Source organism: Caulobacter sp. Root487D2Y, assembly GCF_001427165.1.
Taxonomy (GTDB): Bacteria; Pseudomonadota; Alphaproteobacteria; order Caulobacterales; family Caulobacteraceae; genus Caulobacter.
Genome location: NZ_LMFD01000012.1, coordinates 368184 through 393014, shown reverse-complemented (window position 1 = coordinate 393014; position 24831 = coordinate 368184). Strand labels below are relative to the sequence as shown.

Genomic DNA, 24831 nt, shown 5'->3' with positions numbered 1-24831 from the left:
CGATTTGCCGCGCCGTTGAATCGGCGCTCACCCGGAAAAATACCCCCAAATGTTCTCCGGCGACGGAGAAAAAGCGCTCCGCGGACGGCGGCCTTTTCCAGGGTCGGCGACAGTGTCGCCTCGACCTTTCGGGACCCACGCCTTGCCTCCAAGACGCGACGCCTTCGCCCTGGCGCTGAACGCCCTGAGACATCGGCTTCGCCAGGGCGTCGACGCGCCCGGCGACGCCCTGCCGATCCAGACGATCGCCGACGACCTGCGTCTGTCGACGACGCCCGTGCGCGAGGCGCTGTCTCGCCTGGCCGGCGAGAGACTGGTGGACAAGCGCGGCCCAACCTATACGCGCCCAAGGCCCGACGGGCCAACCCTGGCGGCGCTCTACGACCTGCGCCTGGTCTATCTGACGGCCGCCCTGGGGCGGCGGATCGAGCGGCGGGACGGCGTTCGCCGCGCGCCCCTGGAGCTTCTGGCGGTGGCGCGGGCCCAGGCGGTCGGGGCGGGGGCCGCCGCCATGGTCGAGGCGCTGTTCCTGGACCTGATGCGCGGGGGCGGCGACGGCGTCCTGTTCCAGGCCTATCAGCCGCTCGCCGATCGACTGGCGCCGTTCGCCGCGCTCGAGGACGTGGTCCTGCAAGACGTCGGCCAGGACGCCTCGGCGCTGGTCGCGGCGGTCCGGGCGGGGCGGACGGCCGAGCTGAGACGGGCGCTGAGGCGCCATCACCGTGTCCGGATGACCCAGGCCGCCCAGATCGCCCGCCTGGCCGACGGCGAAAGATATCGAACGGATATGATTTGAATATCGACCCCCTGGGGCGCGCCCTTTGAGGGCCGCGACAAGCGGCTTTCCGCAAACCCAAGGAGGTCCTGATGACCACCCCTGCCACCCTCACGCTGATCCGCCTCGGTTCGGCCAAGTCGCTGACCCTGGCCAACTTCCCGCTCGGCGAGCCCGAGCCGGTGGAGTTCACCGACAAGTACGGCATCTGAAGCCGGGCCGCCGGTCGTCGGCGCCGCCGCGCGCCGGCGACCTCCCGTCGATCCCTTCGGTCAAGGAGAAGACCATGACCCACCTCGTCCAAGGACGCCTGCTGCGGCTGGGCGCCGCCAAGCGCCTGACCCAGGCCAATCTGCATCAAGGCATGCAGGAGGGCGAAGACCTCACCGACCGCTGGGGCGTGTGAGCGGCAGGCCGGACGCGCCCAAAGGGCCGTCCGGCCGCGACGTCGTCGGAAGGAGACTCCCCCATGGGATATTGGCTGGCGCCCGGCGTCCACGCGGTTCATGTCGAGTCCGACCTGGTGTTCCTGGACATCGCCTCGGACGCCTATCTCTGCCTGGTCGGGGGCGCGGCGCACCTGCATGTCGGCGCGGACGGGGCGGTGAGCGCCGATCCGGCGTCATCGGCCCAGGATCTGGTGGAGGCCGGGCTTGTCGGCCTCCAACCTCGCGCGGGCTCGGGGCCCAGTCCGCCGCCGGTCCGCCAGGCGTTGGAGATCACGTCCAAGCCTTGTTCGCCGCTCGCGCTCATCGGCCTGCTGCCCGGCATGGCCGGCGCGGCCGCGATCAATCTGCGCGCCGCCCGCGCCGTCCAGACCCTGACCTTCGCGCAGGTCCTGGCCCTGGCCGGTCCGCTCAAGGCCGCGGCCTTCGCCGCGCCGTCGCCAGCCCTGCTGGCCGCTTGCCGCCGATTCGACCGCCTGGCGCCCTGGCTCCCGCGGTCTGGTCGCTGCCTGATGCGCAGCCTGGAGCAGCGCCTTTACCTGGCGCGGCGCGGTTTCGCGGTCGCCTGGGTGTTCGGCGTGCGCACCTGGCCGTTCGAGGCCCATTGCTGGCTGCAGGCCGGCGAGGTGGTGCTGGACGACAGCCTGGGGCACGCGCGCGGCTTCACGCCGATCCTGGTGGTGTGAGGTGCGCGACTACCTGGTCATCGAGATCGAAGCCGGAGCCGACCCCGCGCCCTGGCGCGAGGCCGAAGCCCTGGTCCTGGCCAGCGGCCAATGGTCCAAGGTCGCCGAACGCCGGCGGTTTTCGATCTTCCTGGAGGCGGCCCGGCCGCCGGCCTATCGCCATCTGGCCGGCGTCGGCGGCGGGCTGATCGGCGAGGTGTTCGACGCCCAGGCGGCCCGGCGGGGGGAGGGGCGCGATTTTTGCCTGGTGGGGCTGGGCGCGGAACCGCGCGAGGTCGCCGCCGCCCTGGCCGACCGCGCCTTTGGCCGCTACGTCGCCATCCTCAATGACGATCGCGGGCCCGCCCGGGTCCTGCGCGATCCGCTGGGCGTGATGGAGGCGATCGGCTGGCGGCGCGGCCCCTTGCGGTTCATCGGCTCGCGGCTGCCGGACCTGCGGGACCTATGGCCGCACGAGCTGTCGATCGATTGGCCGGCCCTGGCCGCCATCCTGCGCCAGAAGAACCTGGCCAGCGTCATCTGTCCCCTCAAGGGGGTGGTCAGCTATCCGCCCGGCATATTGGCTGGACCGGACGGCGAGGGACCGCGGCTGTGGTCGCCGGCCGTCTTCGCCCGGCGGCCCTGGCGCGACGCCGACCCGCGCGCCCTGCGCGACGTGGTCGATGGGGCGGTCGCCGCCTGGGCCCAGGGCCTGGGCGGCGTCTTCTGCGAGATCTCCGGCGGGCTGGACTCGGCGATCGTCGCCACCAGCCTGGCGCACGCGCGCGCGCCGCTGCTCTACGGTCTCAACCACAGCTTTCCGCGCGAGGAATCCGACGAGCGCGCCTATGCGCGGGCCGTGGCCGATCACATCGGCGCGCCGCTGCGGATCGTCGAGCGCGGCCCGCTGCGCCTGGAGCCGGCCAAGCTGGTCGGCGCGGCGGGCGGTCCCCGGCCCAACTATGTCGGCGGCGATCCCGACCACGACGCCGACCTGTCCGCCAGGCTCGCGGAGCCGGGCGTGGAGGCGATGTTCACCGGGCGCGGCGGCGACGGGGTGTTCTTCCAATCCGGCCATCCGTCCCTGGCCCGCGACGTGCTGGCGGGCGCCTGCGGCGACGGTCGGATCGGCGGCCTGGCGCGCCTGGCCCGGCGCAACGGCGCGACCGTCTGGGACATCCTGCGAAGGGGCCTGGCGCCGCAGGACCTGACCGCGGGCCTCGGCGTCCAGATGTTCATGAGTCCGGCGGCCGCGGCCGGGCCCGTCGGCCGCCATCCCTGGCTGGGCGAGGCTCGCGACCTGGCCCCGGCCAAGCAGCTGCAGATCCTGGCCCTGGTCAACGGCCTCAGCGCCTTTGGGGAAAGCCGGCGCCACCGGGCCGGCGACGTGATCGACCCGCTGATGAGCCAGCCGGTCGTGGAGTTTTGCCTGTCGCTGGCGGCGGGGCGCCTGGCGATCGGCGCCAATGACCGTCCGTTCGCCCGCGCCGCCTTCGCCGAGCGGCTGCCCGCCGCCGTGCTCGAGCGTCGCGGTAAGGGGAACCTGACGATCTTCGTGGCCCAGAGCTTGTGCCAGAGCCTGGACGCTCTGCGGCCCTATCTGCTGGAGGGCCGTCTGGCCGCCGAGGGGCTGCTGGACCGCGAGCGGCTCGACGCGGCCCTGTGCGCCGACCAGCTGGTGTGGACCAACATCACCTCCGAGCTTTTCGTGCTGCTGGCCCTGGAGGCCTGGGCGCGGCGCTGGACCGAGCGGCTCACTGCCTCGGCGGCCGCCCCGAGCCCGCCGGCATGACCGGCTCGGGCGCGGCCAGGGCCGCGTCGAGAAAGGCCAGCAGGCGCTGGTAGTAATCGCGGACATTGCCGGGCGCGTAGAACACATGGCCCTCGCCGCGATAGATCACCAGGATCGCGTCCTTGTTCTGGCGATAGAGCGCGCCGAACAGGGCCTGGGGTTGGGCGACGTCCTTGTCGTTGTCGCCATGGAACATCAGCACCGGGGCGGTGATCCTGTCGGCGAAGACGATCGGACTGTTGCGCAGGTAGCGCTGCGGGTCGCTCCAGGGCGGGGCGCCCATCCGCGCCTGGCCGGTCTCCAGCCAGCCGCTCGAGGCGAACACCGTCATGCCCGCCTCCGGGACGGCGTAGGAGAACGGCGCCAGGCGGGCGTAGGCGCTGATCAGGTTGGAGGTCGCCGCCGTCGCCACCACGGCCTTGAAGCGCGGGCTTTGGGTCGCCGCTCCGAGCACCGCGTAGCCGCCATAGCTGTGGCCCCAGATCGCCACGCGCCCGGCGTCGACCAGGCCCTGGGCGGCGGCCTGGTCGACCGGCCCGAGCATCTGGTCGGCCAGGCCCTCCATCGGTTCGCGGCCCGCCAGATAGGGCATGGCCGGCACGAGGGCGGCGTAGCCGTGGGCCGCCAGGATCTGGGCGTTGACCGACATCTGCAAGGCGCCCGGGGCCTGCTGGGCCGGCGGTGCGGCCGGCGCGGTTCCGGGATAGGGCAGGACCACCACCGGCGGCGGGCTCCTGGACGATGGCGCGTCGGGCGGCGCACGGTCGGATGGGCGCGGCGGCAGATAGAGCCAGCTGGTCAGCTCCTGGCCGTCCGGGCCCTTGTGGCGGATGGCGATCGGCGCGGCGAACGCCACATCGTCCAGGGCGGCGTTGACCGTGACCAAGGTCTTGGCGGCCATGCCGTCCTGGGCCAGCAGAACGGTTTCGACGCCGTGATCGTCCTTGGCGGTCTGGACGGTCCCGGCGGACGTCAGGGCGGTGACGCGCGCGCCCGGCGATGGCGCGGGCAGGCGCGGCCCGGGCCAGGACAGGGCCGGCGGGGCGGCGGCGGCGTCCAAGGCCAGGGCCTTGAGCGGCGGCACGAAATTCTGCGCCCCGCGAAAGCCGGGCGGCCGATCGGCCAGCGACTGGACCTGCGCCGCCGCGACGCCCCAGGCGTGAGCCCCGGCGCGCGTGACGCGCCAGACCTGGCCGCCGGCGCTGAGCGCCCAGACGCCGGGATCGGCGCCGATCGCCCGCGGCTCGCCGGGCAGGGCGGCCGTCAGGTTCGTCGGCCGCCGGCCGTCCAGCCGCCAGTAGTCCGCGCGGCCGCCGGCCGGGGGGCGGGCGAAGATCACCGGCTGTCCGTCCAGCCAGCCGCCGAGCGGCACGCCCTGCAGGTCGAAGGTGGGGGCGAACACCGGCTTCAGACCGCCCAGCGCCAGGGGCGCGGCGCCCCGCAGGCTCATGCGCCAATAGGCGCCCTCCGAGAACGGGACGTCGCCCCGGCGGGCGAAGACCAGCAGCGCGCGCCCGTCGTCGGACCAGCTGAGGAACCGGCCCATCACGTCGCAGTCGGGACAGGGCGTGACCGGCCCTCCGTCGTCGAGCCCGGCCAGCACCAGGGTCTTGGCGGTGGGCTCGGAGGCGGCGTTGGTCGGCTCGGGCGTCTGGGGCTGGATGTCCTGCCCCTCGACCAGGGCCGCCGCCGTCGCCCCGTCCGGGGCCAGGCTGAAATCGCGCACCGCGCCGGGGACCACGACCCGGCTCTGTCCGGTCTTCAGATCGATCAGCACCAGGCCCAGGGTCGCGGCCCTGGCCCGCAGGTTCCGATAGCGGCCGCTGCCGACGACGCTGGCGCCCAGTTCGCCCCGCGCCGTGGCCGCCCATTGGCCGCTGACCCGCGCCAGGCCCTGCCAGCCGAAGCCGATCGGGGTGTCGGGGGCGTCCTGGGGCCGCGCGGAGACCAACAGCTGGTCGTCGGTCCGCCACAGCAGGCTTGGGCCCCAGACCGGCTGGCGCGGCGCGATCCCCAGCCAGCGCGCCTGGCCGGTGTCCAGCTCGACCACCCCCAGCTCGAAGGCGTGACCGGTGAGCCGGCCGACGGCCAGCCTGCGGCCGCCGGGCGAGACGCCCAGGGCGACGTAGCCGGGTCCCCCCGGCAGATCGAGCCTTCGCTCCGCCCCGCCGGCCTTGACGTCGAACACCTGGATGCGGCCCAGGCCCAGCCGGGCGCTCCAGTCAAGATCGTAGGCCGGGGCGCTGTCCCAGCGCGCGTAGCGCTGGACGACCAGCCAGCGCCCGCTCGGATCGAGCCTGGCCGACTCCAGCTGCTCCAGGGCCAGCAGGCGCTCGACCGTGAACGGCGCCGCCGGTGCGATCGGTGCGACCGGTGCGACCGGTGCGACCGGTGCGACCGGCCCGGGCGCCGCGCCGGCGGCCGGGGGGAGAAGGGCGATCAGCGCGCGGCCGACCGCGAGCGCCGACAAGCGTCGCATCGTGGGTGTCTCCGGATTTGGGCGTTTAGGGGGGAGGGGCGGCCTACCAGGCCTTGGTCAGCTGCAGGCTGACCATGCGGCCCAACGGGTCGGCGTTGACCGGGTCGTAGCCGATCGCCAGCGGGTTGTCGTGGAACGGCGGGTCGGCGTCCAAGAGGTTCTGGACGTTCAGCGTCACCGACAGGCCATCGGCGGCCAGCAGCCGGCCTTGCCAGCGGCCCTGCAGGTCGAGCGTCGTCCAGGGATGCACCCGCCGGCCGGTCTCGGCGTAGCTGTCGCCGACATGGTTGACCCCGGCGGTCACCGAGGCGGGGCCATGGGTCCAGGTGGCCGAGACGCGGCCGCGCAGGTCGGCCGGATAGCCGGCCACGCCGGCCAGTTCGGTCTGGACCGAGGTCGGGGTGAGCTTGCGCTTGTAGTGCATCATCCACGACAGGGCGCCGGTGAACGTCAGCGGGTCGCCGGCCAGGGTGGCGGCGTAGGTCAGCTGGGCGTCCAGGCCCTGGACCTCCAGGCTGCCGGTGTTGAGGTTGCGCGCGTCGATGATCGCCCCGTAGGTGTCGACCGCGTAGACCCCCGTGCCCGAGGCGTTGGGATCGGCCATCGCCGCCAGCACCTTGGCCCGGTCGGCCGGATTGGTCGCCGGATGGACGATCGTCACGAACGGCGCGAACTGCGCCGAGGTCAGGGCCTGGGTCAGGACGACCGGAGCGCCGACCCGGTCCTTGAACACGGTGCGATAGGCCGACAGCTCCACGGTCAGGTCCGGGACGTCTTGCGGCGTGAAGGTCACGCCGGCCGTCCACGACCTGGCGGTCTCGGGCTTCAGGTCGGGATTTCCGCCCTGATAGACCAGGGTGGGGAACTGGCCGCCGGCATAGGTGATGGCCACCGGCGAGACGGTGTAGGGCAGGTGCAGCTCCGACATGGCCGGGGCCCGGAACGAGGTTCCGTAGGTGGCCTTGAAGGCCAGGGCCGGGTTCGGCGCCCAGATCATCCCGACCTTGGGGTTTTCCGTGCGGCCGACGTCGTCATAGTCCTCGATCCGCCCGGCCAGCGACAGCTCCAGGCGCTCGATGAACCGCACGGCGTTGTCGGGACCGACCAGGGGCGCGTTGAGCTCGGCATAGACGGCCCTGACCTCGCGGCCGAACCGGCGGGGGACCTTGGCGGTCCGCACCGCGCCGGCCAGGAACCGCGCGCCGCCGGTCCGCAGCTCTTCGCGGCGGACCTGGCCGCCGAGCGCCAGGCGCAGGGTTCCGCCCGGCAGGCGGGCCAGCGGTCCGTCGAAGCCCAGATTGACCGAGCGGTGCTCGCTGCGGCTCTTGGAGACGTCCCAGCCGGCCAGCACGAAATCCAGCACCTTGGCCGGGTTGGAGCCCTGGCCGATATAGGGGTTGAAATAGCCGTCGCGCGCGGCGCTGAACGATGTCAGCGGCGAGTCGGGCGCCAGGCCCGCGGCCTCGTTCAGGTTGCCGCCGTGCAGCAGGCCCGAGCCGTCGCTGCGCCCCAGCTCCTGGGCGTAGGTCGCCGAAAGGTCCGCGTTCCAATCCCTGCCGAGCGGGGTCTTGGCCTCCAGGCTCGCGCCGAGGCTTTCGGAGACGCCCCAGTTGTCGATGCCGCCGCGCTCGTTCTGGAACGAATAGGTGATGCGCTCGGACGCCTGGCCGGTGGGCGAGACATAGAAGGGGTTGGCGGCGGTCACCACCAGGGTCGTGCCCGGCGCGGAATTGCGCGCGTCGATCTCGCGATGGGCGAAGCGGAAGTCCCCCGACAACTCCACCCGGCCCACCGACTGGGCGGCCGACAGCACCACGCTGTGGCGGATGGATTCGGGCAGCACGTCGTAGGCGCCGCGCTGGTTGAAGCGGTTGACCGTGCCGTACACGAAATCGCTCGGCTTCAGCTGCGTCCCGTCCTGGCCCGCTGGAATGGCGTAGGTGGAGACATAGACCCCGGCGCTGTTGAGCCGAAGGATGTTGCCCGGCGCGCTGAGGGTGATGCTGCGTCGGTCCGCGCCGCCCAGGGCGGTGAGGTCGGCGTTGCCGGCATAGGGCCGGTCGGCGCCGCGCAGGGCGTCGTTGCGGGTATATTCATAGGCCGCCAGCACGTGGCCGCCCGACCAGGTCTTGCCCAGGGCCTGGCTGGCCAGGGAACGGGTGTAGCCGCCTTGCGTCGCCGTCCCGGCCGACAGACGCGTCTCGCCGCCGTCCAGATCGGTGCGCAGGCGGATGTCGACCACCCCGCCGACCGCGTCCGAGCCATAGAGCGCCGAGGCCCCGTCCAGCAGCACCTCGACCCGGCCCACCGCCGCGAACGGGATCGCCGAAATGTCGGAGAAGTCGCCGTAGATCCCCGCGCCGGCCATGCGCTTGCCGTTGAACAGCACCAGGGTCGAGTCCGCTCCCAGGCCTCGCAGGTCCACGCCCGTGCCGCGCATCATGTTGGTGCCGTTCAGGTCCGCCCCGGTGGAGACGCTGTCCTCGCTGGCGGTGCCGCCCGAGGCCTGGGGCAGGGAGGTCAGGGCCTCGGCCACGCTGGCGTAGCCGCCCCGGTCGATCTCGTCGCGGCCCAGGATCACGACGGGCGAGGCGCTGTCCTTGACGCCCCGGATATGGCTGCCGACCACCACTTCCGACAGCAGGGTGGCCTCGTCGGTCTTCGACGCGGGGGCGTTCGGCGCGACCGGGTCGGCGGGCAGGCCCGCCAGCAGGTCGGGCTCGGCCGCGTCGGCGGAGGCGGGCGGCGGGCCGCCGCGCGGGCGCACCACCAGCAGGCGCGGACCGGCGCGCTGGGCTTCCAGGTCGCTGCCCGCCAGCAGGCGGGCGAGCGCCTCCTCGAGGCTGAACACCCCGTCCAGGGCCGGAACCTGGCGGCCCTCGACCGCCTTGCTGGTGAACACGATCTGCACCCCGGTCTGCTGGCCCAGGGCCAGAAGGGCCGCGCCGAGCGGTCCCTTGGGCGTGCGCACCGCCGAGGCGGGCGCGGTCGCGGGCGTCTGCTGCACAGGCGCGGCCAGGCCCGGGCCGGCCAGGGCGGCGTTCAGGGCCAGCAACGATAGGCCCGCGAGGCCCCGACGAATCGACACAACCATGACGGCAATAATCCCCCAAATCGCGCCGGGTTCGTCGTCGTGACGAACGCGTGACGGGCGCGTCTGGGATGGAGACCCGCCAGGGGGCGGCCGGCCTTACCGCCGCGTGAAATAAATATGACGGTGTCGCCCCGCGCCCGCTCGGCGCGGCGCCGTCGGAATCTGAAGATTGGCCGGCCGGTCCGGGCCGTGGCCGAGGGCGCGGCCGGAACGTCGGTCCGGCCCTAGAACCGGGCCTTGGCCGGACCCGTCGGGGCGAGCAGTTCGATCGAGCCGTCGTCGCGCTCGGCGCTGTCCAGGTTCAGCGAGGCGGCCACGCCCCGCGCGAAGGCGCCGGTGTCGCCGGCGTCGAACACCCCGTTGACCCGCTCGTTGGCCGGCGCGCCGGCCCCCAGCACCACCTTCTGGCGGCTGTAGCGATTGACCTCGTCCACGGCCTCTCGCAACGGCGCGTCCTGGAAGGTCAGGCGCCCGTTGGTCCAGCCGGTCGCGGCCGCCACGTCGACGGCGACCGGACGGGCGGGGGTTTTGCCCGCGACCTCCAGCCGGGTTCCGGCGGTCATCATCGTCGGGATCGGCGCATGGGCCCTGGTCACCTGCACCCGGCCCTCGGCCAGGGTCACCCGCACCGCCGCCCCGGTCCTGTAGACCTCGAACCGCGTGCCCACCGCCCGCACGGCGGTGTCGCCGGCCGTGACCACGAACGGACGCGCCGCGTCATGGGCCACGGCGAACAGCGCCTGGCCCTTGTCCAGGGTGATCGCCCGCCGCTCGCGCGTCAGGCGCACGCGCACGGCGCTGTCGGTGTTGAGCTCGATCGACGAGCCGTCGGCCAGCGACACCACCCGGCGCTCGCCCACCGCGGTGCGGTAGGTCTGGCCGAACGGCTGGCCGATGACGACGTAGCCGGCCAGACAGGCGGCCGCCAGGCTCAGGCCCGCGATCCAGAAGCCCGGCCGCCGGCCCAGCCGGGATCTCAAGGCCTTGGCCGGGCGCGGGCGATCCAGCGCCGCCTGGGCGAGGGCCCGCAGGCGCGGATCGTCGGCGTGGGCGCGCACGCCCTGGGCCAGGCGCTCGATCTGGCTGTAGGCGGCGTCGTTGCAGGCGTCCTCGCGCCAGGCGTAGAACGCCGTCACCTCGCGGTGGGCGATCCGCTGGCCGCGCATCTTGGCGTACCAGGCGGCGGCTTCCTCGCGCGCCTGGCGACGCCGCGCGGGGGAGGGCTCCGCGGGCCGTGTCACGGTCGGGTTATCGCTCATGGCGTGGTCCGCCTAGCTCCCGATGTAGTCGGCGCATCGGGCGACAGCCTGTCTCATCCGCTTTTCCACCGCTCCCAGCGAGATCCCGAGCAGGCTCGCGATCTGCGCATAGGTTTTTCCCTCGACATGGGTCAGGACGAAAACATCGCGCAACTTTGGCGGCAAGGCGAGCATCATCTCGGTGAAAATCAGCGCCGCGTCCTGGTCGCCGTCGGCGCCGGCCCGATCGAGGGCGTGATCGCGCGGGTCGACGAGCACCGCGCGGGCCGCCTTGCGCCGGCGGTTTGACGCCAGGTTGAGCGCGATGCGCATCAGCATCGACTTGGGCCGGCGGATCGGGGCCGGCGGCACGTACTGGTGGACCCGAAGATAGGTGTCCTGGGCGATGTCGGCGGCCTCGGCGTGGCCGTAGCGCTGGGTCAGCACCGCCGTCAGCCAGGCGCGGTGACGCAGATAGGCGTCGGCCAGGGGCGGGGTTCCCGGATCCGGGGGCGGGGCGTCGGGGGACAGCAATTGGGCGTTGAGCGGGGGCATGGGCCGCGTTCCGAACCAGTGAATGCGGGACGGAATCCGGATCGAGCCGTGCCCGCGTGAACGTCGCGGACGCACGACGATATTTGGCCACTTTACTCATAGTCTATTCACTGTCCAGCGTTGAACGTGCGCCTTCACGGCATGGATTTTCTGGCCGTGGTGGGAGCGAACGTGCGCGCCCTGCGGGAAGCTCGCGGGCTTCCGCAGGATGAGCTGGCTCACCTCGCGTCGATCCACCCGAGCTATATGTCCGATGTTGAGAACGGTAAGAGAAACTTCAGCTTGAAGGTCCTGGAGCGGATTGCGGTTGCGCTGCGCGTTCCAGAGACCGATCTGGTGATCCGCCGATAGCGGGGGAAGTGTTCCTAAGGTTTGTCGAACTTTTTTGCGACTTTACTTATAGTCTATTCCGAAATGCACCGCGATGGTGCGCCATCGGGGCATGGATCTCCGAGGGGTTGTTGGCGCAAATATTCAAGCTGCACGGAGTGCTAGCGGCGCCCTGCAGGACGACATCGCGCACGAAGCCGGCATCCACCCCACATACTTGTCTGGCATTGAGAACGGTAAGCGCAACATAACGCTCCGTGTGCTTGAGCGCCTTGCGGCGGCGCTCGGCGTGACGGAAGCGGAGCTTGTGCGACGCAAAGATCGGTAGATCCTAACGGGCGTCTCGCCCGCTTCGCGCGCGATCGCGCTCTACGGCGCCGGGCGCCGCCGAGCCCGCTTCGCGGTCTCGGCCCTTCGGGTGACGATCGCTGACGCAATTGGCCGGGTCCGCAGTGAGGCTGGGTTTCGACCGCATCTGACTCTTCGCTGACGTTGGGAAGGTCTGCTCTGGGGCCGCGGCGAGGTGGACAGCATGACAGCCCTCGACAACGCGGAGACCTGACACATAGCTACCCTTGCGCCGGTCTGCGCTACCGTGCTTTCGACGTCCGCGCTTTCCGCCGAGCCGGGTGCTTTTTCGAGAAATATCGGCTCCGCGCCACCGCAACAGCGCTGGAAAGATTGGCTGCACGAAGGGAAACGCCCTTGATCCGCCGGACGTCTCTCTTTCGATCGGACGCACCAAATTTTTCGCCGGTAGCGATCGAGAGAAGCTCCACCACAAGCATTGGTCCGACGTCGGATTCATCTTTCCACAGCTCGGGTGCGCAGATGTTCGTCAACGAACTAATATCGGCGAGCAAGAACTCAATTTCAGCTTCTTGTGCAGCCGATTTTTTCGCGTCGTAGTTCCCGGACCAGTACGTGCCGGTGACCTTCTGCAATGCTGCCAACTGGATCCGCAAAGCGTCCACGGATTTCGTGAGGTGCTCGCGGCGCCCCTTAAACCGTTCCAGTGAGCGCGCTATCATAATTCCAGCGATGACCGCTACCAACGTGCTCGAAAGCAGCGGTGGCACGACCTTGTCAGCGAGCCAGGCAAGGAAGTTGGGCGGATCGCCTGCGCTCGAAACCGACAAGTTGGTATAACGGGGGCCGGACGGCGGTGCCGAGATAGCGGGACAGCTCGCGGCACAGCTTTCGGCGGGCGGAGTGGCTAGTGCTGCCGTTCCGCTTGTTGCTCCATGAACTTTTCCGCCAGCTTCACGAATGGCCAAAGCTCAGGATCCTCCGCGTGGAGCTTTAAGATGGAGCGCACGGTATCGCTGTTCACGTCGTGCATCTCTCGCAAAAGTCCGCCGAACGCCTCTTCTAGGAAAGAGGTCGGCATGCCAGCGACGCCATCGAATAGGATGTTCAGCACCGAGTTGTCCGCAAGCGCGCACTTCACGCGCGGCCGGAGGAACTCTTCGCGAAATTGCTCGCCGCTCCATGGCCCATCGTCACGGTACCGACCACCGAGGTACGGGGAAAACTCAGTTGCGACACGGAGCTCGCTCATTTCAGCTCTTCCGTTTCATCAGGCGGCAACTTTAGGATCCACTGCACTAACGTTCCACAAAAGGCGTTACCGTGTAGTTTCTTTCGCACACGACCGCGACTTGAATATGTCACCTCGCCGCGCCCACTCAAGAGACGCACCGATGAACCATCCAGTTCCGTAGCGAGCCGGCAGATGGTCCAGAGGCCGTTCCCGCGTCCTTGTAGGTCTGTTGAGGTACGACCGTATTCGATCGCGCCGGCCAACACATCTGCATCATTGAATTCCGGCGGACAAAGATCGCGGATGGCTTGGAAGAGGCGCTTCGGCTTCAACGTGACGGGAATCCCGACACCTTGGTCATACATGGAGAAGATGAGCGTCTCGCTGGCCATGTCGTACGCGCCCGCCGCCCACCATCTCGGAACCCGAGGCGCTAACCCTTCGTGGGCATCTGGAGGATAGGCGTGACTTCGAACGTTCTTCATCGCTTCGACGATGGCGCCATAGGTCGCCTTGCGGCGCGGCGCCCTTCCTGCCGCTTCCTCTAGCCGGTTCAGCAGATCGTCAACCTGTTGTCCTTCCACCTCTTCTCCTGAGATGAATGGAACAAAGCGCTGTCCAAAGTCAATTTTCGTGTCGTCTTTGCAGCTCCTGCCCCGAGCTGAAACTAGGTTGTAGAAGCCAAGCTCATCTAGAAGAGAGCGAATGAACACGGGCCAGCCTGAATCATCGATCCATGGAGCCTGCGCGGGGTACTGAATGAGGGCGCGATGATACTCCGACACGAGTACTAAGGCCGCATCGAGTGTGATTGACTTCAGTCCGGCCAAGTCGATCGACATGAAGCCGGACGAGATTTCTGGATCCCGGGAATAAGCAAGCCAGGTCCAATCATAGACGAAGCCAAGGCTCTCATCATAGTTTGAGGTCAAGCTGAAGTGCGCTGGCGGGCGGATCAGGACGGCCTTCCGCCGTAGCCGTTCGCCCTGGTTTACGTAACCAGCCTCCTGAGTAGCTGCGGGCAGACCTTTACGACGCAGCAGGTGAGCAGACTTAATCTGTTCATATCGCTCCTCCGCTTGCCGCTCCTTCAAGCCGTAGCGACGCGGGCTGACATTCTGCTTTACGCCCACATTCTCGGTGACGCGAAAAAGGCGCCTCCTACGCCGCCCGTAACCATGGCGACGGGGGTGGCATGCTCCACGGATAAGTCGGTTCAATTCAAGAGGGCCCGGCACAATCGTTGCGGAGGTATCGCCGCGCCGACGCAACCTATCAGTAGATGGGTTTAAGGCAACGCTTGTCGGCTCTAGCGAATGACCCCTTTTGATAGCCTCCTAGTCGCTCCAACGGTCGAGAAGCTGCCCCCTCACCCAAGAAGCTACGCTCGGGCTTCTTGATGATGGTTGGTTTGGCTGGTCTACCTTTGGCCATCCTGAATCTAGGGGGCGGGGCATGAAGCGGGCAGTTGTGGGAATCGTGGCGATCATGACCTTGGTCGGCTGCGAACGCCCGGCCGAAATGAAGAAACTCGCGCCTGTCGCTCCAAAGAAAGAAGCCACCAAGAACGAGTGGCGCGTCATCTGGAAAGACAAAGGCGTTTGGCTGGCGATCAATGAGAAGATTGACACTGTGAACGGCTTCAAGCGCGTCTGGTATGGAAGCGTTAGGTCGAAAGCTGGCGAACAGCCCGTCATCAGCAACAGTCTTACCGAGTACGACTGTAAAAACCGGTCGTCTCGTCAGCTTCAAGAATATGGTTACACGGCTGACGGAAGACCGGAAAAGTTCGAAGTCTTCAAGAATCCGGAATGGTCTTATCCGGCACCAGACACAGTAGCGTTCGGTGTGATGGCTTTTTCGTGTGAGGGTGTCCCGATCGAACGCGAAGGCACAAAGCACGGCGGTTCGTTCGAAACCTATGCATCGCTGGGGAAGGCGCAGGCGGCCCTCGCGGCGTCCGAGAAGAGCCCGGTCAAGAAGCCGGGATAGCTGCGAACGTGTAGGCAGTGAAGCCATGCCGCCAGTTCACAACTGGCGCGATCCGATAGTGGGGCCGGAAATGGGGCCCGGATCATCGCTTGTAGTTTTAATCAATAAATTCAAGGGGCGGTGGCGGTGAGAGAGGGATTCGAACCCAGGATCGGTCGCTAAGTGGCTCTAAGGCGCAAAAATCGCTTCTGCGCCACGGGCCGCCACATCCGAAGGATCACCCATCTTATCCGGGCTTGCCGTACAGGGTCCGTGGCATCGCGTGCCAGCGAGCTCTGCAAAAGGTAGATCTCGCCCGCGCGCCTAGCGGCTGAATGTCTGGTTGTTGGAAGGATGCCAATGGCAGCAACTGGCGCTCATCCGCGGTATCCTCAGGGCATGGGCGGGGGCTAGATCACGATCGGCGGCGAGCCCGGCGTGAACGGGTTCTCGTCGCTAGCTCCATGCATAAGAGCATCGAACGCGTAGAGCGTCTCCTGCGACGGGGCGGTGCGGGTAGCCCATTCGCTGACGCCGTTGAGCACCAAGGGGAAGGTCGCGCGTGCCGCGTTGATCTGACGGCGAAGGCGTCGCCGCTCTGTCTGGTGTGACTGTCCGATGGTGAAAGCTGCCGCCAGTACGGCGGCAATGCCGGTGATGAGGGTTTGCCAATGGCCCATGATCGCCATGAGCCCCGCCCACGCGTCTTGAATCCATTGCGGCCTGAGCGTCCCCCGTATCGTCGCAGCAAGTTTCGCCAAATCAGGCTTGCGAACAAGCTTTTGGCGGTGTTAGCGCGGGTCCTATCCCCGAAGCTCGCAAAGCCTTGCGCCATAAGGGTTTGAGGCGGTTCTCGCCTTACCTGCCGGGCGGATGCCACTCTCTATATATATACGGCTGTGAGATCGCCTCTCGCCGGCGGGTCCAAAGCCGGAAATCATTTCCGTCCCTGGCGCCTCCAAAATCCAAAACTAACTTCCCGATCCGGCGAGCCGAGGCGGCGAGCACCAGGTCACGCGGATCGACCGCCGCGACTTCCGGTAATTCCAGCTCGAAAGTTAGTTTCGGACTCGTGGCGATCTAGCGGACTCGGAAGCGTCGAACTTTCCCTACTCAGAAACCGTCGAACTTTCCCAACTCGGAAGCTGCGAACTTTCCCGCGTTCAGACTCGAATTTATCAGCCCACTCGGAAGCGCAGTTATTCTCAGACTCGCAGCGAAAGAGTCAGCGGACTCGTAGCGAATTTCAGCAGGGTTTTTCCAACCATGTTTGAGTTGGGACTCTGAGAAATGATAGCGAGTTTTCCGAGCTAATTTATAAGCGGAATCGTAGAAGGATAATCCTAGAAATGTACGAGTTTATCGAGCCTTCTCATTAGCGAGCTATTTAGAAGGTTTATAAAAAGCGACGAAACTGGTGAACGCTCTGAAGTCGATGAAACTGAGTGAGTGTGGGGAGTAAAAAGAATACGTGTGTTTACGATTACGGTCTAAGTCGCGCGTCTATGCTTCAAAAAAAAGCGCGCGAGCGCATTTTCCTGTTGCTTAACGGAGTGTGAAGGGGCAGGTTCGGGGGAGACACCCGCCGGGGCTTTAGGGCTCCCGGCGGGGTCGTTTCTGGTGATGCAGTCCCGACTTTTCGACGGGCGAGGGCTGCTCACGCTTCCAACTGGGGCATTGGACCTCGCTAGGAGTACCCCGTGTGGCAAACCGCCTTGATACAAGCTCGCGCCTGAAAACGGTTCATCGGCGCAGTCGAAAGACTGCGCCGATGGACTTTTCTAACAGGTTTTTCCGGCGAGAGCCAAGGGCTCCGTCCCTGACAAGCTGCCGTTGTTCATGTCGCTGACGAGCCGCCGTCACCGTTAGCGGCTTCGATCTGAGTGTCGGTTTGAACCTGGGTTCACCGGCTTTAAGCCGACATAACACCGGCTTTAAACCGACAATGCCCTAGCTGTGTACGTCTGCATGTTCCAACGAGTTTGGTACATCGACGGCTTTGCGGACTTTGATTGCCTTTAAATGGCTTTGGTACGTCGTTCGCTTGCGTCTTTAGTACGACGCTTTCGCAGCCTTACCGATAAGCGTTCGCTTTAAAGCGCATTGGTGTTTGCAGAACAGTTTGTAAGGGGGTTTACACAGTTCGCATTAGGATGCGGAAACCCCTTTATCGAAGGTATGTCGGCTTTAAGGAAAGCTTTCGTACTAAGTTGGACCGCGATTGCATTAAGTACCGGCTTTAACGCACTTAATACCGATAACCAGTTGGTCAATTGCGGTACGGTACGTTGGTATAGCAAGTGACCGGTTGGTCATGGGGCTTTGACGTAAACCCCTTTACAACACTGCGGGCGGAACTCGCGAATTCGGGCGTCCCGGTCTCGTCATCCTAAAAATGAGACGTGCGCGGGCTCGCGAGCGCAAAAAACATTTGCGCGATCTATGGGGAGTGCTCTACGAAGGGAGTCGCCGAGGCGTTAACACGCCCCGGCGTCACCGTCTGAGATCGTCAGCCCCCACCGTCGAAAAGTAGGGCGGGCGATCCCGCATCACACCAGGGCTAGGAGCACCCCGTATGTGGCAAACCGTCTTGATATAGGCTCGGAAGCCCCAAAACGGCTTGTGGTCGGCGCAGTCCTTGTGGGGCTGCGCCGATTGCGTTTCTAGCACAGCGGAATCGAGAACGGCAAGATTTCCGGCTCTAGCCCGCCGTCCAGGCAAAGCCGCCGTCCTGGGTCCGATCCCAAACGCCTAGCCAAAATGCGTCGTCAGGATCGGGACCGATCAGCTTGCCGACCGCCACGCTGCACAGCCCAACAACACCCTTGGACCGGCCGGCAAGCTCATCGCTGGCGTACGTCGTCCCATGTCGATGCTGTCGCTGACCAATTCGCCGACGAAGGTGGTCGTTTCGCCGATATGGAAGACCAGGGCGTATTTCTGCAAAGCCTGGACCCTTTCTGTGGATCGGGCGGCATCTCGCCTGGGCTAATGAGCGCGCGGGCGAGGGAAGTGTTCAGCCAGGAAATCGCGGATGGTTTCGGCGCCGCCCCGCCACAAGGCTTCAGCGGTATCGGGATCGGACGTGGCTTCCATCAAGTCGGTGAGACCTGACACCTTCCGCCCGAGTTGGGTGTAGAGCCCGGCTTGTTCCTGGGTCAGTCGCCCGGTTTCAAGGTCATCCCTGACCCACATGACATTCGCGAGGATCGCGGTCGCTTCGTCGTTCACTGAGGCGGTCGCTTCCGAACTATGGCGTCACGACCGAACAGGCGAGCGTCGTGCATCATCGCCTTTGTCGTATCCGAATTAAGGACCCGGTTCGGGTCACCATCCACGGCTTGCGCGATCTTGTCTTTCTGAGCGTCTGACATGCTGGCGCGAGCAGCGGCGTTTTCACGCGCCCGCGCGAAAAGGAAATCTAACATCCAGGGCGAAGGGGCTTTGCTTGAAGGTCGGATGACGCCGCCTTTCCGATTCACGGTCTCACCAACCTCACGCCAACGGGTAGCAGAGCCGCCAATTTCTCCGAAAACTGCGAACCGGCCGAGCTTGGCATATGTCATCGTCGTGCGCCCATCACCGACAAGTTCGGCATCGAGGTCCCGCAATAGAAATCGATTGATATTTTCCGGTGTGCCAGGAGGGGGCGCCTTCCCTCCCACGGGGTAGAGGGGGAGGATGTGCTGACGGAAATCGCCGGGGTGCGGGGCGCGCCCCAATAGGAAGTTCCGCCACCGATCCCGAGCCGCGACCATTTCGGGCATTCCGTCATGATAGCAGGCATCCCAGTAGGTCAGCAGAATTCGCCAGGACACGGACGTACAGAACCGGAGTAGCCAATCGCTGTAGGGATAGCTCATCGCGTCGTCGTCGTTGAAGGGGGTGAAAAGTTCGTTGGTAAAGGTCCGCTCGTCGCGACCTAGCAGTTGTTCGCAGTCTTCGCATAGGAGGTGCCGCTTAAGCCCGTCTTGAGTCCGAACGTTGGGCGCGTCGCCCCGCCGAATGTGCCCCGTCGCAGACGTATCCTTGAGCCATCGGATGACGAAAGCCGGAATTATGTGGCTGACGCAGAGAGGCTTGTTCTCTCCGCACAGGGCGCAAGGGGAGGGGACGGATGTCGGCTTTGCCATGCCTGCAAAGCTATCTTGCGCGGCGCGTTGGAACTAGCTCACCAGCACCTTGACCAGCAGAGCGATGAGCGCGGGCGTTGCGTAAAGCAGGATCACGCCGAGAACGCCGAAGCCCTCGCCGGTCGCTTTGAACTTGCCCCACTTCACCGATAGCTGGTGAACCCGCTTAGACGGTTTCGGGGGCTTGGTTTTCGGAGGGGGCACGAACGGATTCCTTCATTGAGAAAAGAAGAAATCCCTCCGGGATGTAGGGCGAAAACGGGGAGCCGCGTCAACCATTGTTCGTTGATCTATCCCCGTTCACGTAACTGGCCATTTGTAATGCTGTGATTTATCAATGAGTTATATCCCTGAATCATTTGTCACAAGGGCTCGCTCACAGCATATTAGAAGCAGCGAAAGAAACTCTTGGAGTGGGGTGTAGATATGCTGGACACCTCTGAATGTGGGTCTTCATCCTAGATAAAGGTTTGGCCGGTCCCATTGGCCTCGCATCGAACGTCGCATTTCTGGAGGTGCGCCAACTTCCGCTCATGGCGCTGCGCAGCTGGGCAGCCGGACGTGCCCTCTAACCGCCAGCCTATTCTCCGGTCTCAACAGCCAATCACCGGGAGTCGCGGCAGTGCAGAACGCGCGGTAGTCTCACCTACCAATGCGCGGCGACGCCATCCTCTTTAAGCGAACTGCCAATGACAACGATGACGGAAGATGCCAGACGCGCCGCCATGGAAGCCGCTATCGCGGAGGCGGCAAAATGCATCCCCGAAGATGACCGTCACCACCCGATGGTAGGGGCTGTTCTGACGGACGCGGCCGGCACCATCTTGCTCACCAGTCATCGTGGCGAGGACAGAAAAGGCGGCCATGCGGAATATCTTCTCTTTGCGAAAGCTGAGGATCGAAAACTCGACCTGTCTGACAAGGTCCTCTTTGTTACGCTTGAGCCTTGCTCGCGGCGCTCCTTGGATAAGACGCCGTGCGTCGTAAGGGTCGTTGAAAGTGGGGTCCGCACAGTTTTTATAGGCACCCTCGACCCCAATCCGCAGATTATTGGTCGCGGCGTGAACCATCTCATCGCTTCGGGCGTGACGGTGGAGCATTTTCCGGCCGCGCTTCGCGGCCAACTCGCCGACATGAACGCCACGTTCCAAGGCACCCACAGCTACCTTGTCGATCCCGTGATTGCGACGACGGGGGGGAGTCCCCGACAGGCGGCAGGGATCCTAGCGACAACCCTGGACCTCATTGCCAACGCTAAGGGAGAGGTGCGCATCTTCGCGGGTGACACGAGCTGGCTGCCGAAACTCTTCGTCGGCCTGCTGGAAGCGGGACTGCGGCGACATCCGATCCGACTGCTGGCCCAGAAGGCGCTGGGAGCCGAGACGGTCAGGCTCGCTCGTGCTGTCGGCGTCACGGTCTGTCAGGTGACGGCCGATACCGGGATCCGCGGCACGCTCACGATGAAGGGCGGAGCGCCCAAGGAGCTGCTGCTTATCGAGAAGGTCCCGGCCCTGCACGCCCTGACCTTCTCCGCGCCGCATGAGGCGGGGCTTCTGCAAGCCTATGCCGACAGGTTCGAGGCCGCGTGGGACGGCGCACGATCGACGCCTGGCGACAACCCCTTGATCGTCGAAATCCCCTTTAGCCAGGTCGAGGCGACTCTGCGCGCCAACGTGCCAGCCTACGCCGATGCGCGCATGGTGATCGAAACCATCGACCTGGCCGACTTGAAGAAGCTCACTGACGAAGTCGAAATCTTCAAGCTCAGGCGCGTCGCCTCCACGCGACGGCTGGTGGAAGCGTTTGATCTCAAAGAGCCTTCTAGGATCGTCGGGACGCCCTGGGGTTTCTTCTTGCCCGTCGTCGAGCGGGCCGCGAATGGCGACCTGACGCTTATCGACGGCATACATCGGGTGCACCATGCCGAGCGAAACCGCGAAGGCAAGCTTCGGGCTGTCGTGATCGAAGGCGTGGAGGCACCGCTGCCTTGCAAGCCTCTTGCCGTTCAAACACCACGCATCGTGGCGTTCAAGAGCCCGCGTGAAACGCGTTATTCTGATTATGTAGAGGCCAACTTCCGGCCGTTACGCGCGGCCATGGCCCTGGGGATCTGGGCTTCTGCCGAGGCCGACCCTTCGTGACCGAGGTGACCGCAGAGGTTCGCGCATCTTTTCGGCGGCATAAATCTCAACCGGGTGTGTCCGCCGACGCCTATCGACAGCGCCACCTGGAGCGCTTCCAGGCGACATCGGCCGGCAAACGAGCCGTCTACCTTGACCTCAACTACTGGATTGATCTTCAGGGTGCCGCCGCCGGCATGCCTCGCCGGCCCGAGTTCGCCGAGCTTTTGGAGGTGTTGCGCGCCGGCGTTTCTGGCGGCCAGTTGATGTGTCCTGTTAGCTACTCAGTCTTGGCAGAACTCTCCAAACAGACCGACCCGGCGACGCGCGGGGCGACGGGGCACCTTGTCGATGATCTGTGCTGTGGCGCGGGATTGATGGCCGACGACGAGCTCATCGCCTTCGAAGTCGCCGGGCTTTTTCTATCGACGCTTGGCTCGGACAAGACGGTACTAGACCGTGAGCGAGTGTGGAAACCAGTCGGCTGCATCGCCTCAAACAGCACTCTGTCGTCCGTGCCGTTCAATCCCACCAGGCAGCACCGTCAGCGACTTGAGAAGGTGTTCTTCGACACGCTCCTCATCATGACGGCTGAAGAAGCTGTCATGATGGACTTGCCGCGGTGGGCGTCGCCCTGGGCGGACCTCGCGCAGAAACTAAACGATGGCAACGCGGCGCACGTCCACGAGATCGATAAGTTCGAAGATCTGCTTGCGGCGGAGGCGCAGGGCGCCGCGCGGGGCAGCGCGCCGATGATCGCCGCTGCTGTGGAGATCCTTCGTAAAGAACTCGGGAGGCCCGGTGATTTTTCAGCTGCGTCACCGGACTGGCCGCGTCTCGTCGGAGCCGCCTTGAGCAAAAATGAAACGACACAGTCGGCCTTGCCGTCACTGTACATCCGCTCGGGGTTACATGCGCTGCTGCGCTGGAATCGGACGCAAAAGTTCAAACCCAACGATATCTTCGACTTCAGCCATGCTGCGGGTGCTCTTGGCTATTGCGACCTGTTTCTGACGGAAGGTCCGCTCAAGGACATGCTTGGCCGCGGCCCTTTGCGCCTTGCTGAAGCGACCGACTGCAAGGTGGTTGCCTCGCCAACAGACGCGCTCGGCGCAGTGCAAGCCCTGATCGCTGTCACTGGTTCAGCCAACTGAACGTCGTATTTCTGAAGGTCGGCCAAGTTCCGCTCACGGCGCGCCCCCGTACTTGCTTGAGTCCAGATATAGATCCATCTCGTTTTGTCGGGTGAGCGGTGTTGCCGCAATAGCCGCCGGGTTTCGGGAGTTGTCGTAGGGTTCTTTCATTGCGGAAAATCTTACCAAGTCTGCCCTTTAAATTCTGACCAGTTCCAGGCCAAGCTGAGCTATACTCTAATGGGCCGTCAGCCCTCGCTAATGTCCACCTTGCATAGGCAACAATAACCGGAGCACGGCATGTTCAACGTCGAGTGGGTTCAGCATGCTGTGGGCCATGGGGGCTTTCACACGGGCCGGGCTCGTGCCGATCACGCGCCACCTCTCAACTGGATATTCGACTGCGGTGCAAAGAAGACGGCCGTGTTCGATGCTTATCTGAAGGCGTGGACGACCCAGCACCAGCAGCCGATCGACTGGCTGTTCATCTCGCACTTCGACACCGACCATGTCAGCGGGCTCGACACCCTAATGTCGCGCGCGGTCGTGCGCGAAGTGATGGTGCCTTATGTCAACGAGCGCGAGCTGATCCTCCAAGTTCTACATGAAGTCGACCGAGGACGCTTGGACCGTTCCTTCTTCGAACTGGCGGCCGACCCGGCCGCGTTCTTTCTCGCACGTGGGGCGCAGCGGGTATCCTTTATCCGAGACGGCGGCCCTCGCACCGAGGCGGCGATTGGCGGCGATCCCGGACCAGACTTTCCGCGGCGCGAGGGCGAGTGGACGCTCAAAGTCGATCCGCCGGCTAGACCTCTACCGCTTCCGCCGCTTTATCGCGCCACCCTAGGTCCTGCTTTACAAGTGCGGGAAATCGACAGTGCTAGCTTCATCGCTGCGGTGTTCGGCCCCTACGGTCTGCGCTTCATTCCGCACCGCGCACCGGTCTCGCCCGCAACCCACAAGGGCCTTCTCGCCGATTTGATCGCCTTGGTCGGTCGTGCGCCCGCACGTCTGAAGCGTCCAGGACTTGGCGATTGCGCGTTCGCGATTGCCAACCATGCGCGGACGGCCAGTGGCCGGGCCCAACTGCGCAAGCTGTTCAAAGCCCATGTCGGCTCGTCAAACCGATCATCTTTGTCGATCCTCAGCGTTCCTCACGTCGCCGACACATCCCAAGCTAACTGGCATCGTGTGAGCCCAGTAATGAGGAGCTGGGGCGAGGGCATTCCCGCATGGCTAAACACTGGCGACGCCGAACTCTTGGCGCCGGGGGATCTCGCCGACTGGCGAGCAGCCTTCCACCCATTGCTCCCGCAAGTGCAGGTACTAGCGTTGCCCCACCACGGGTCGGACAAGAATTCCGATGCATCCCTTCAGGCGCTTGTTCCAAGTGCGGTCTTGGTGGCGCACGTCAAAGCCGACTCCTCCAAGCACCCCGGGATCGATGTAACGGCCTTCGCTGGCGAACGCCTGGCGTGCGTCTCAGGTCAACCCGGAAGCGAAGTGTGTCTGCACTTCTGGCTGCCGTAGCGAGAGGCGAAAAGCTCATGCTTCGAGGCTTCCATGGCGCGAACTGGGGCGAAGAGCCTGAAGACGTTTGCACGCGGGCCGGGACGGGCATGTTCAATGCGGTGGAGCTGAATTGGCGAGCACCGAGGCTCTGGGCCAAGGCCGATAGCCAACCAACTTTTGATACGACCGAGCCGTTCCTCTACATCTTATTGAGGGACCACGGAAATGCGCGAACCAAAGACCAGATCGTCTACGTCGGATTGACCAAGTCCCCGCTCACCCGGTTCGGCAACCACAAGACGGCAAAGGCCATCGTGGCCCGGCGAGGTAGGGTGCGTTTCACGTATGCGCCGATCGACTTGAAAGGCCGAAATCGCTTAGAGCGTATCAGCCGAGCGCTTGAGGAATTGGAGCATCTCCTCATCTGGGCTGTTCCGGGCGAGCACCTGGTGAACGAGAAGAAACAGTTCACCCTTCCGGGAATGGGGTCCCGAGGCGGCAACGCCTGGCACGTCACGAACACTGGCTACCGTTTCTCTGGCCAGATGCCGCGCGACATCGTCTTTCCTTGGATGATGGTGCGACCGGGCCGCGACCGATCGCGCAAACCCGTATAGGTGCGCGCGGCTTGGCAGGCCTAGGCTGGTGAAGGTGACCGTGCGCCGACGGGACGAGGCGAGGCGATTGTGTTGTCCAGGCGGCGCAGCGAGGTCATCAAGATATCGACCACGTTATCTGAGCGTCGTGTTTCTGGAGGCAAGCAAAGGTCCGCTTCTGGCGCGACCCTGCCAAAAACCGGGCGCGCTCACGGTCCATTGGATGGAACGCGGACCTCGCCAGCTATTATCACGAGAGTTCGGACGCACGCACAGGTCGCGCTTGCATTCCATGCCTGGCCCTGTGTTCTCTAAATTTAGCGCGTCTCAAAACCGGGGACAAGCAAGGGGTTAAGGGAGGCGATCATGGGGCGTCGGACAACCAACAGTCAGGTCGCCTGGTCTAGGCGTTCGGCCGAAATCGCCATGGGCTGTTTCGGCTATTTCGT

General features: G+C 65.4%; 20 protein-coding genes. 10 read left to right on the top strand and 10 right to left on the bottom strand.

Annotated elements, in window-relative coordinates:
* Positions 1-142: 142 nt before the first annotated feature.
* From ASD38_RS18980 to ASD38_RS18970, 3 genes are all read left to right on the top strand, one after another.
* A complete protein-coding gene (locus ASD38_RS18980) occupies positions 143-796 on the top strand; it encodes a GntR family transcriptional regulator (protein WP_056462453.1) in 654 nt (217 codons plus the stop codon).
* 448 nt (positions 797-1244) lie between these two features.
* Positions 1245-1907, top strand: coding sequence for a lasso peptide biosynthesis B2 protein (locus ASD38_RS18975; RefSeq protein WP_056446306.1), 663 nt, complete (start codon positions 1245-1247; stop codon positions 1905-1907).
* Between the two features lies 1 nt (position 1908).
* Positions 1909-3678 (top strand): asparagine synthase-related protein, encoded by a 1770-nt coding sequence (locus ASD38_RS18970; protein WP_056462450.1) that lies wholly within the window; start codon positions 1909-1911, stop codon positions 3676-3678.
* On the opposite strand, the gene ASD38_RS18965 is transcribed toward ASD38_RS18970, so the two are convergent.
* From ASD38_RS18965 to ASD38_RS18950, 4 genes are all read right to left on the bottom strand, one after another.
* On the bottom strand, positions 3641-6157 hold the full coding sequence (locus ASD38_RS18965; protein WP_156390786.1) for a S9 family peptidase: 2517 nt from the start codon (positions 6155-6157) through the stop codon (positions 3641-3643). The two genes, ASD38_RS18970 and ASD38_RS18965, sit on opposite strands and share 38 nt — an antisense overlap.
* 43 nt (positions 6158-6200) lie before the next feature.
* On the bottom strand, positions 6201-9251 hold the full coding sequence (locus ASD38_RS18960; protein WP_235523889.1) for a TonB-dependent receptor: 3051 nt from the start codon (positions 9249-9251) through the stop codon (positions 6201-6203).
* A gap of 224 nt (positions 9252-9475) precedes the next feature.
* Positions 9476-10510, bottom strand: a complete 1035-nt coding sequence (locus tag ASD38_RS18955) for a FecR family protein (RefSeq protein ID WP_056462441.1) — start codon at positions 10508-10510, stop codon at positions 9476-9478.
* Between the two features lie 12 nt (positions 10511-10522).
* Positions 10523-11044 carry an RNA polymerase sigma factor gene (locus ASD38_RS18950; RefSeq protein WP_056462438.1) on the bottom strand — a complete coding sequence of 174 codons (522 nt, stop codon included), beginning with the start codon at positions 11042-11044 and terminating at the stop codon, positions 10523-10525.
* Between the two features lie 141 nt (positions 11045-11185).
* Here ASD38_RS18950 and ASD38_RS18945 point away from each other — a divergent pair, with 141 nt between their 5' ends.
* Together ASD38_RS18945 and ASD38_RS23500 are read left to right on the top strand one after the other, a co-directional pair.
* Positions 11186-11395, top strand: coding sequence for a helix-turn-helix domain-containing protein (locus ASD38_RS18945; protein WP_056446320.1), 210 nt, complete (start codon positions 11186-11188; stop codon positions 11393-11395).
* A 76-nt stretch (positions 11396-11471) separates the two neighbouring features.
* Entirely contained in the window at positions 11472-11702 is a 231-nt protein-coding gene (locus ASD38_RS23500) for a helix-turn-helix domain-containing protein (RefSeq protein WP_082554902.1), read from the top strand.
* A gap of 262 nt (positions 11703-11964) precedes the next feature.
* Here ASD38_RS23500 and ASD38_RS24055 read toward each other — a convergent pair whose 3' ends face one another.
* The 3 genes from ASD38_RS24055 to ASD38_RS24050 form a co-directional block, all read right to left on the bottom strand.
* Positions 11965-12513: a hypothetical protein gene (locus tag ASD38_RS24055; RefSeq protein ID WP_156390785.1), complete on the bottom strand. Its 549-nt coding sequence runs from the start codon at positions 12511-12513 to the stop codon at positions 11965-11967.
* A gap of 77 nt (positions 12514-12590) precedes the next feature.
* The gene (locus ASD38_RS18940) at positions 12591-12935 is read right to left on the bottom strand and encodes an STAS-like domain-containing protein (protein ID WP_056462436.1); all 345 of its coding nucleotides are present in this window, start codon (positions 12933-12935) and stop codon (positions 12591-12593) included.
* Positions 12932-14050, bottom strand: a complete 1119-nt coding sequence (locus ASD38_RS24050; protein WP_156390784.1) for a hypothetical protein — start codon at positions 14048-14050, stop codon at positions 12932-12934. Before ASD38_RS24050 ends, ASD38_RS18940 begins: the two co-directional genes overlap by 4 nt.
* Positions 14051-14372: 322 nt before the next feature.
* Here ASD38_RS24050 and ASD38_RS24045 point away from each other — a divergent pair, with 322 nt between their 5' ends.
* Entirely contained in the window at positions 14373-14909 is a 537-nt protein-coding gene (locus ASD38_RS24045) for a hypothetical protein (RefSeq protein WP_156390783.1), read from the top strand.
* 389 nt (positions 14910-15298) lie between these two features.
* Here the strand turns inward: ASD38_RS24045 and ASD38_RS18935 are convergent, their stop codons facing one another.
* The 3 genes from ASD38_RS18935 to ASD38_RS24040 all read right to left on the bottom strand — a co-directional run bounded on the left by ASD38_RS18935 (position 15299) and on the right by ASD38_RS24040 (position 18751).
* Positions 15299-15577, bottom strand: a complete 279-nt coding sequence (locus ASD38_RS18935) for a hypothetical protein (protein WP_056462433.1) — start codon at positions 15575-15577, stop codon at positions 15299-15301.
* A gap of 2299 nt (positions 15578-17876) precedes the next feature.
* A complete protein-coding gene (locus ASD38_RS18930; protein WP_056462430.1) occupies positions 17877-18119 on the bottom strand; it encodes a hypothetical protein in 243 nt (80 codons plus the stop codon).
* Entirely contained in the window at positions 18116-18751 is a 636-nt protein-coding gene (locus ASD38_RS24040; protein WP_156390782.1) for a hypothetical protein, read from the bottom strand. The genes ASD38_RS18930 and ASD38_RS24040 overlap by 4 nt, the downstream gene beginning before the upstream one ends.
* Positions 18752-19719: 968 nt before the next feature.
* On the opposite strand from ASD38_RS24040, the gene ASD38_RS18925 reads away from it, so the two are divergent.
* The 4 genes from ASD38_RS18925 to ASD38_RS18915 all read left to right on the top strand — a co-directional run bounded on the left by ASD38_RS18925 (position 19720) and on the right by ASD38_RS18915 (position 24403).
* Complete coding sequence (locus ASD38_RS18925) at positions 19720-21162, top strand: hypothetical protein (RefSeq protein WP_235523888.1); 1443 nt, start codon at positions 19720-19722, stop codon at positions 21160-21162.
* Positions 21159-22295: a hypothetical protein gene (locus tag ASD38_RS18920; RefSeq protein WP_156390781.1), complete on the top strand. Its 1137-nt coding sequence runs from the start codon at positions 21159-21161 to the stop codon at positions 22293-22295. The genes ASD38_RS18925 and ASD38_RS18920 overlap by 4 nt, the downstream gene beginning before the upstream one ends.
* A gap of 279 nt (positions 22296-22574) precedes the next feature.
* Entirely contained in the window at positions 22575-23804 is a 1230-nt protein-coding gene (locus ASD38_RS23495) for an MBL fold metallo-hydrolase (protein ID WP_082560803.1), read from the top strand.
* 17 nt (positions 23805-23821) lie between these two features.
* Positions 23822-24403 carry a GIY-YIG nuclease family protein gene (locus tag ASD38_RS18915; RefSeq protein ID WP_056462421.1) on the top strand — a complete coding sequence of 194 codons (582 nt, stop codon included), beginning with the start codon at positions 23822-23824 and terminating at the stop codon, positions 24401-24403.
* Positions 24404-24831: the final 428 nt, after the last annotated feature.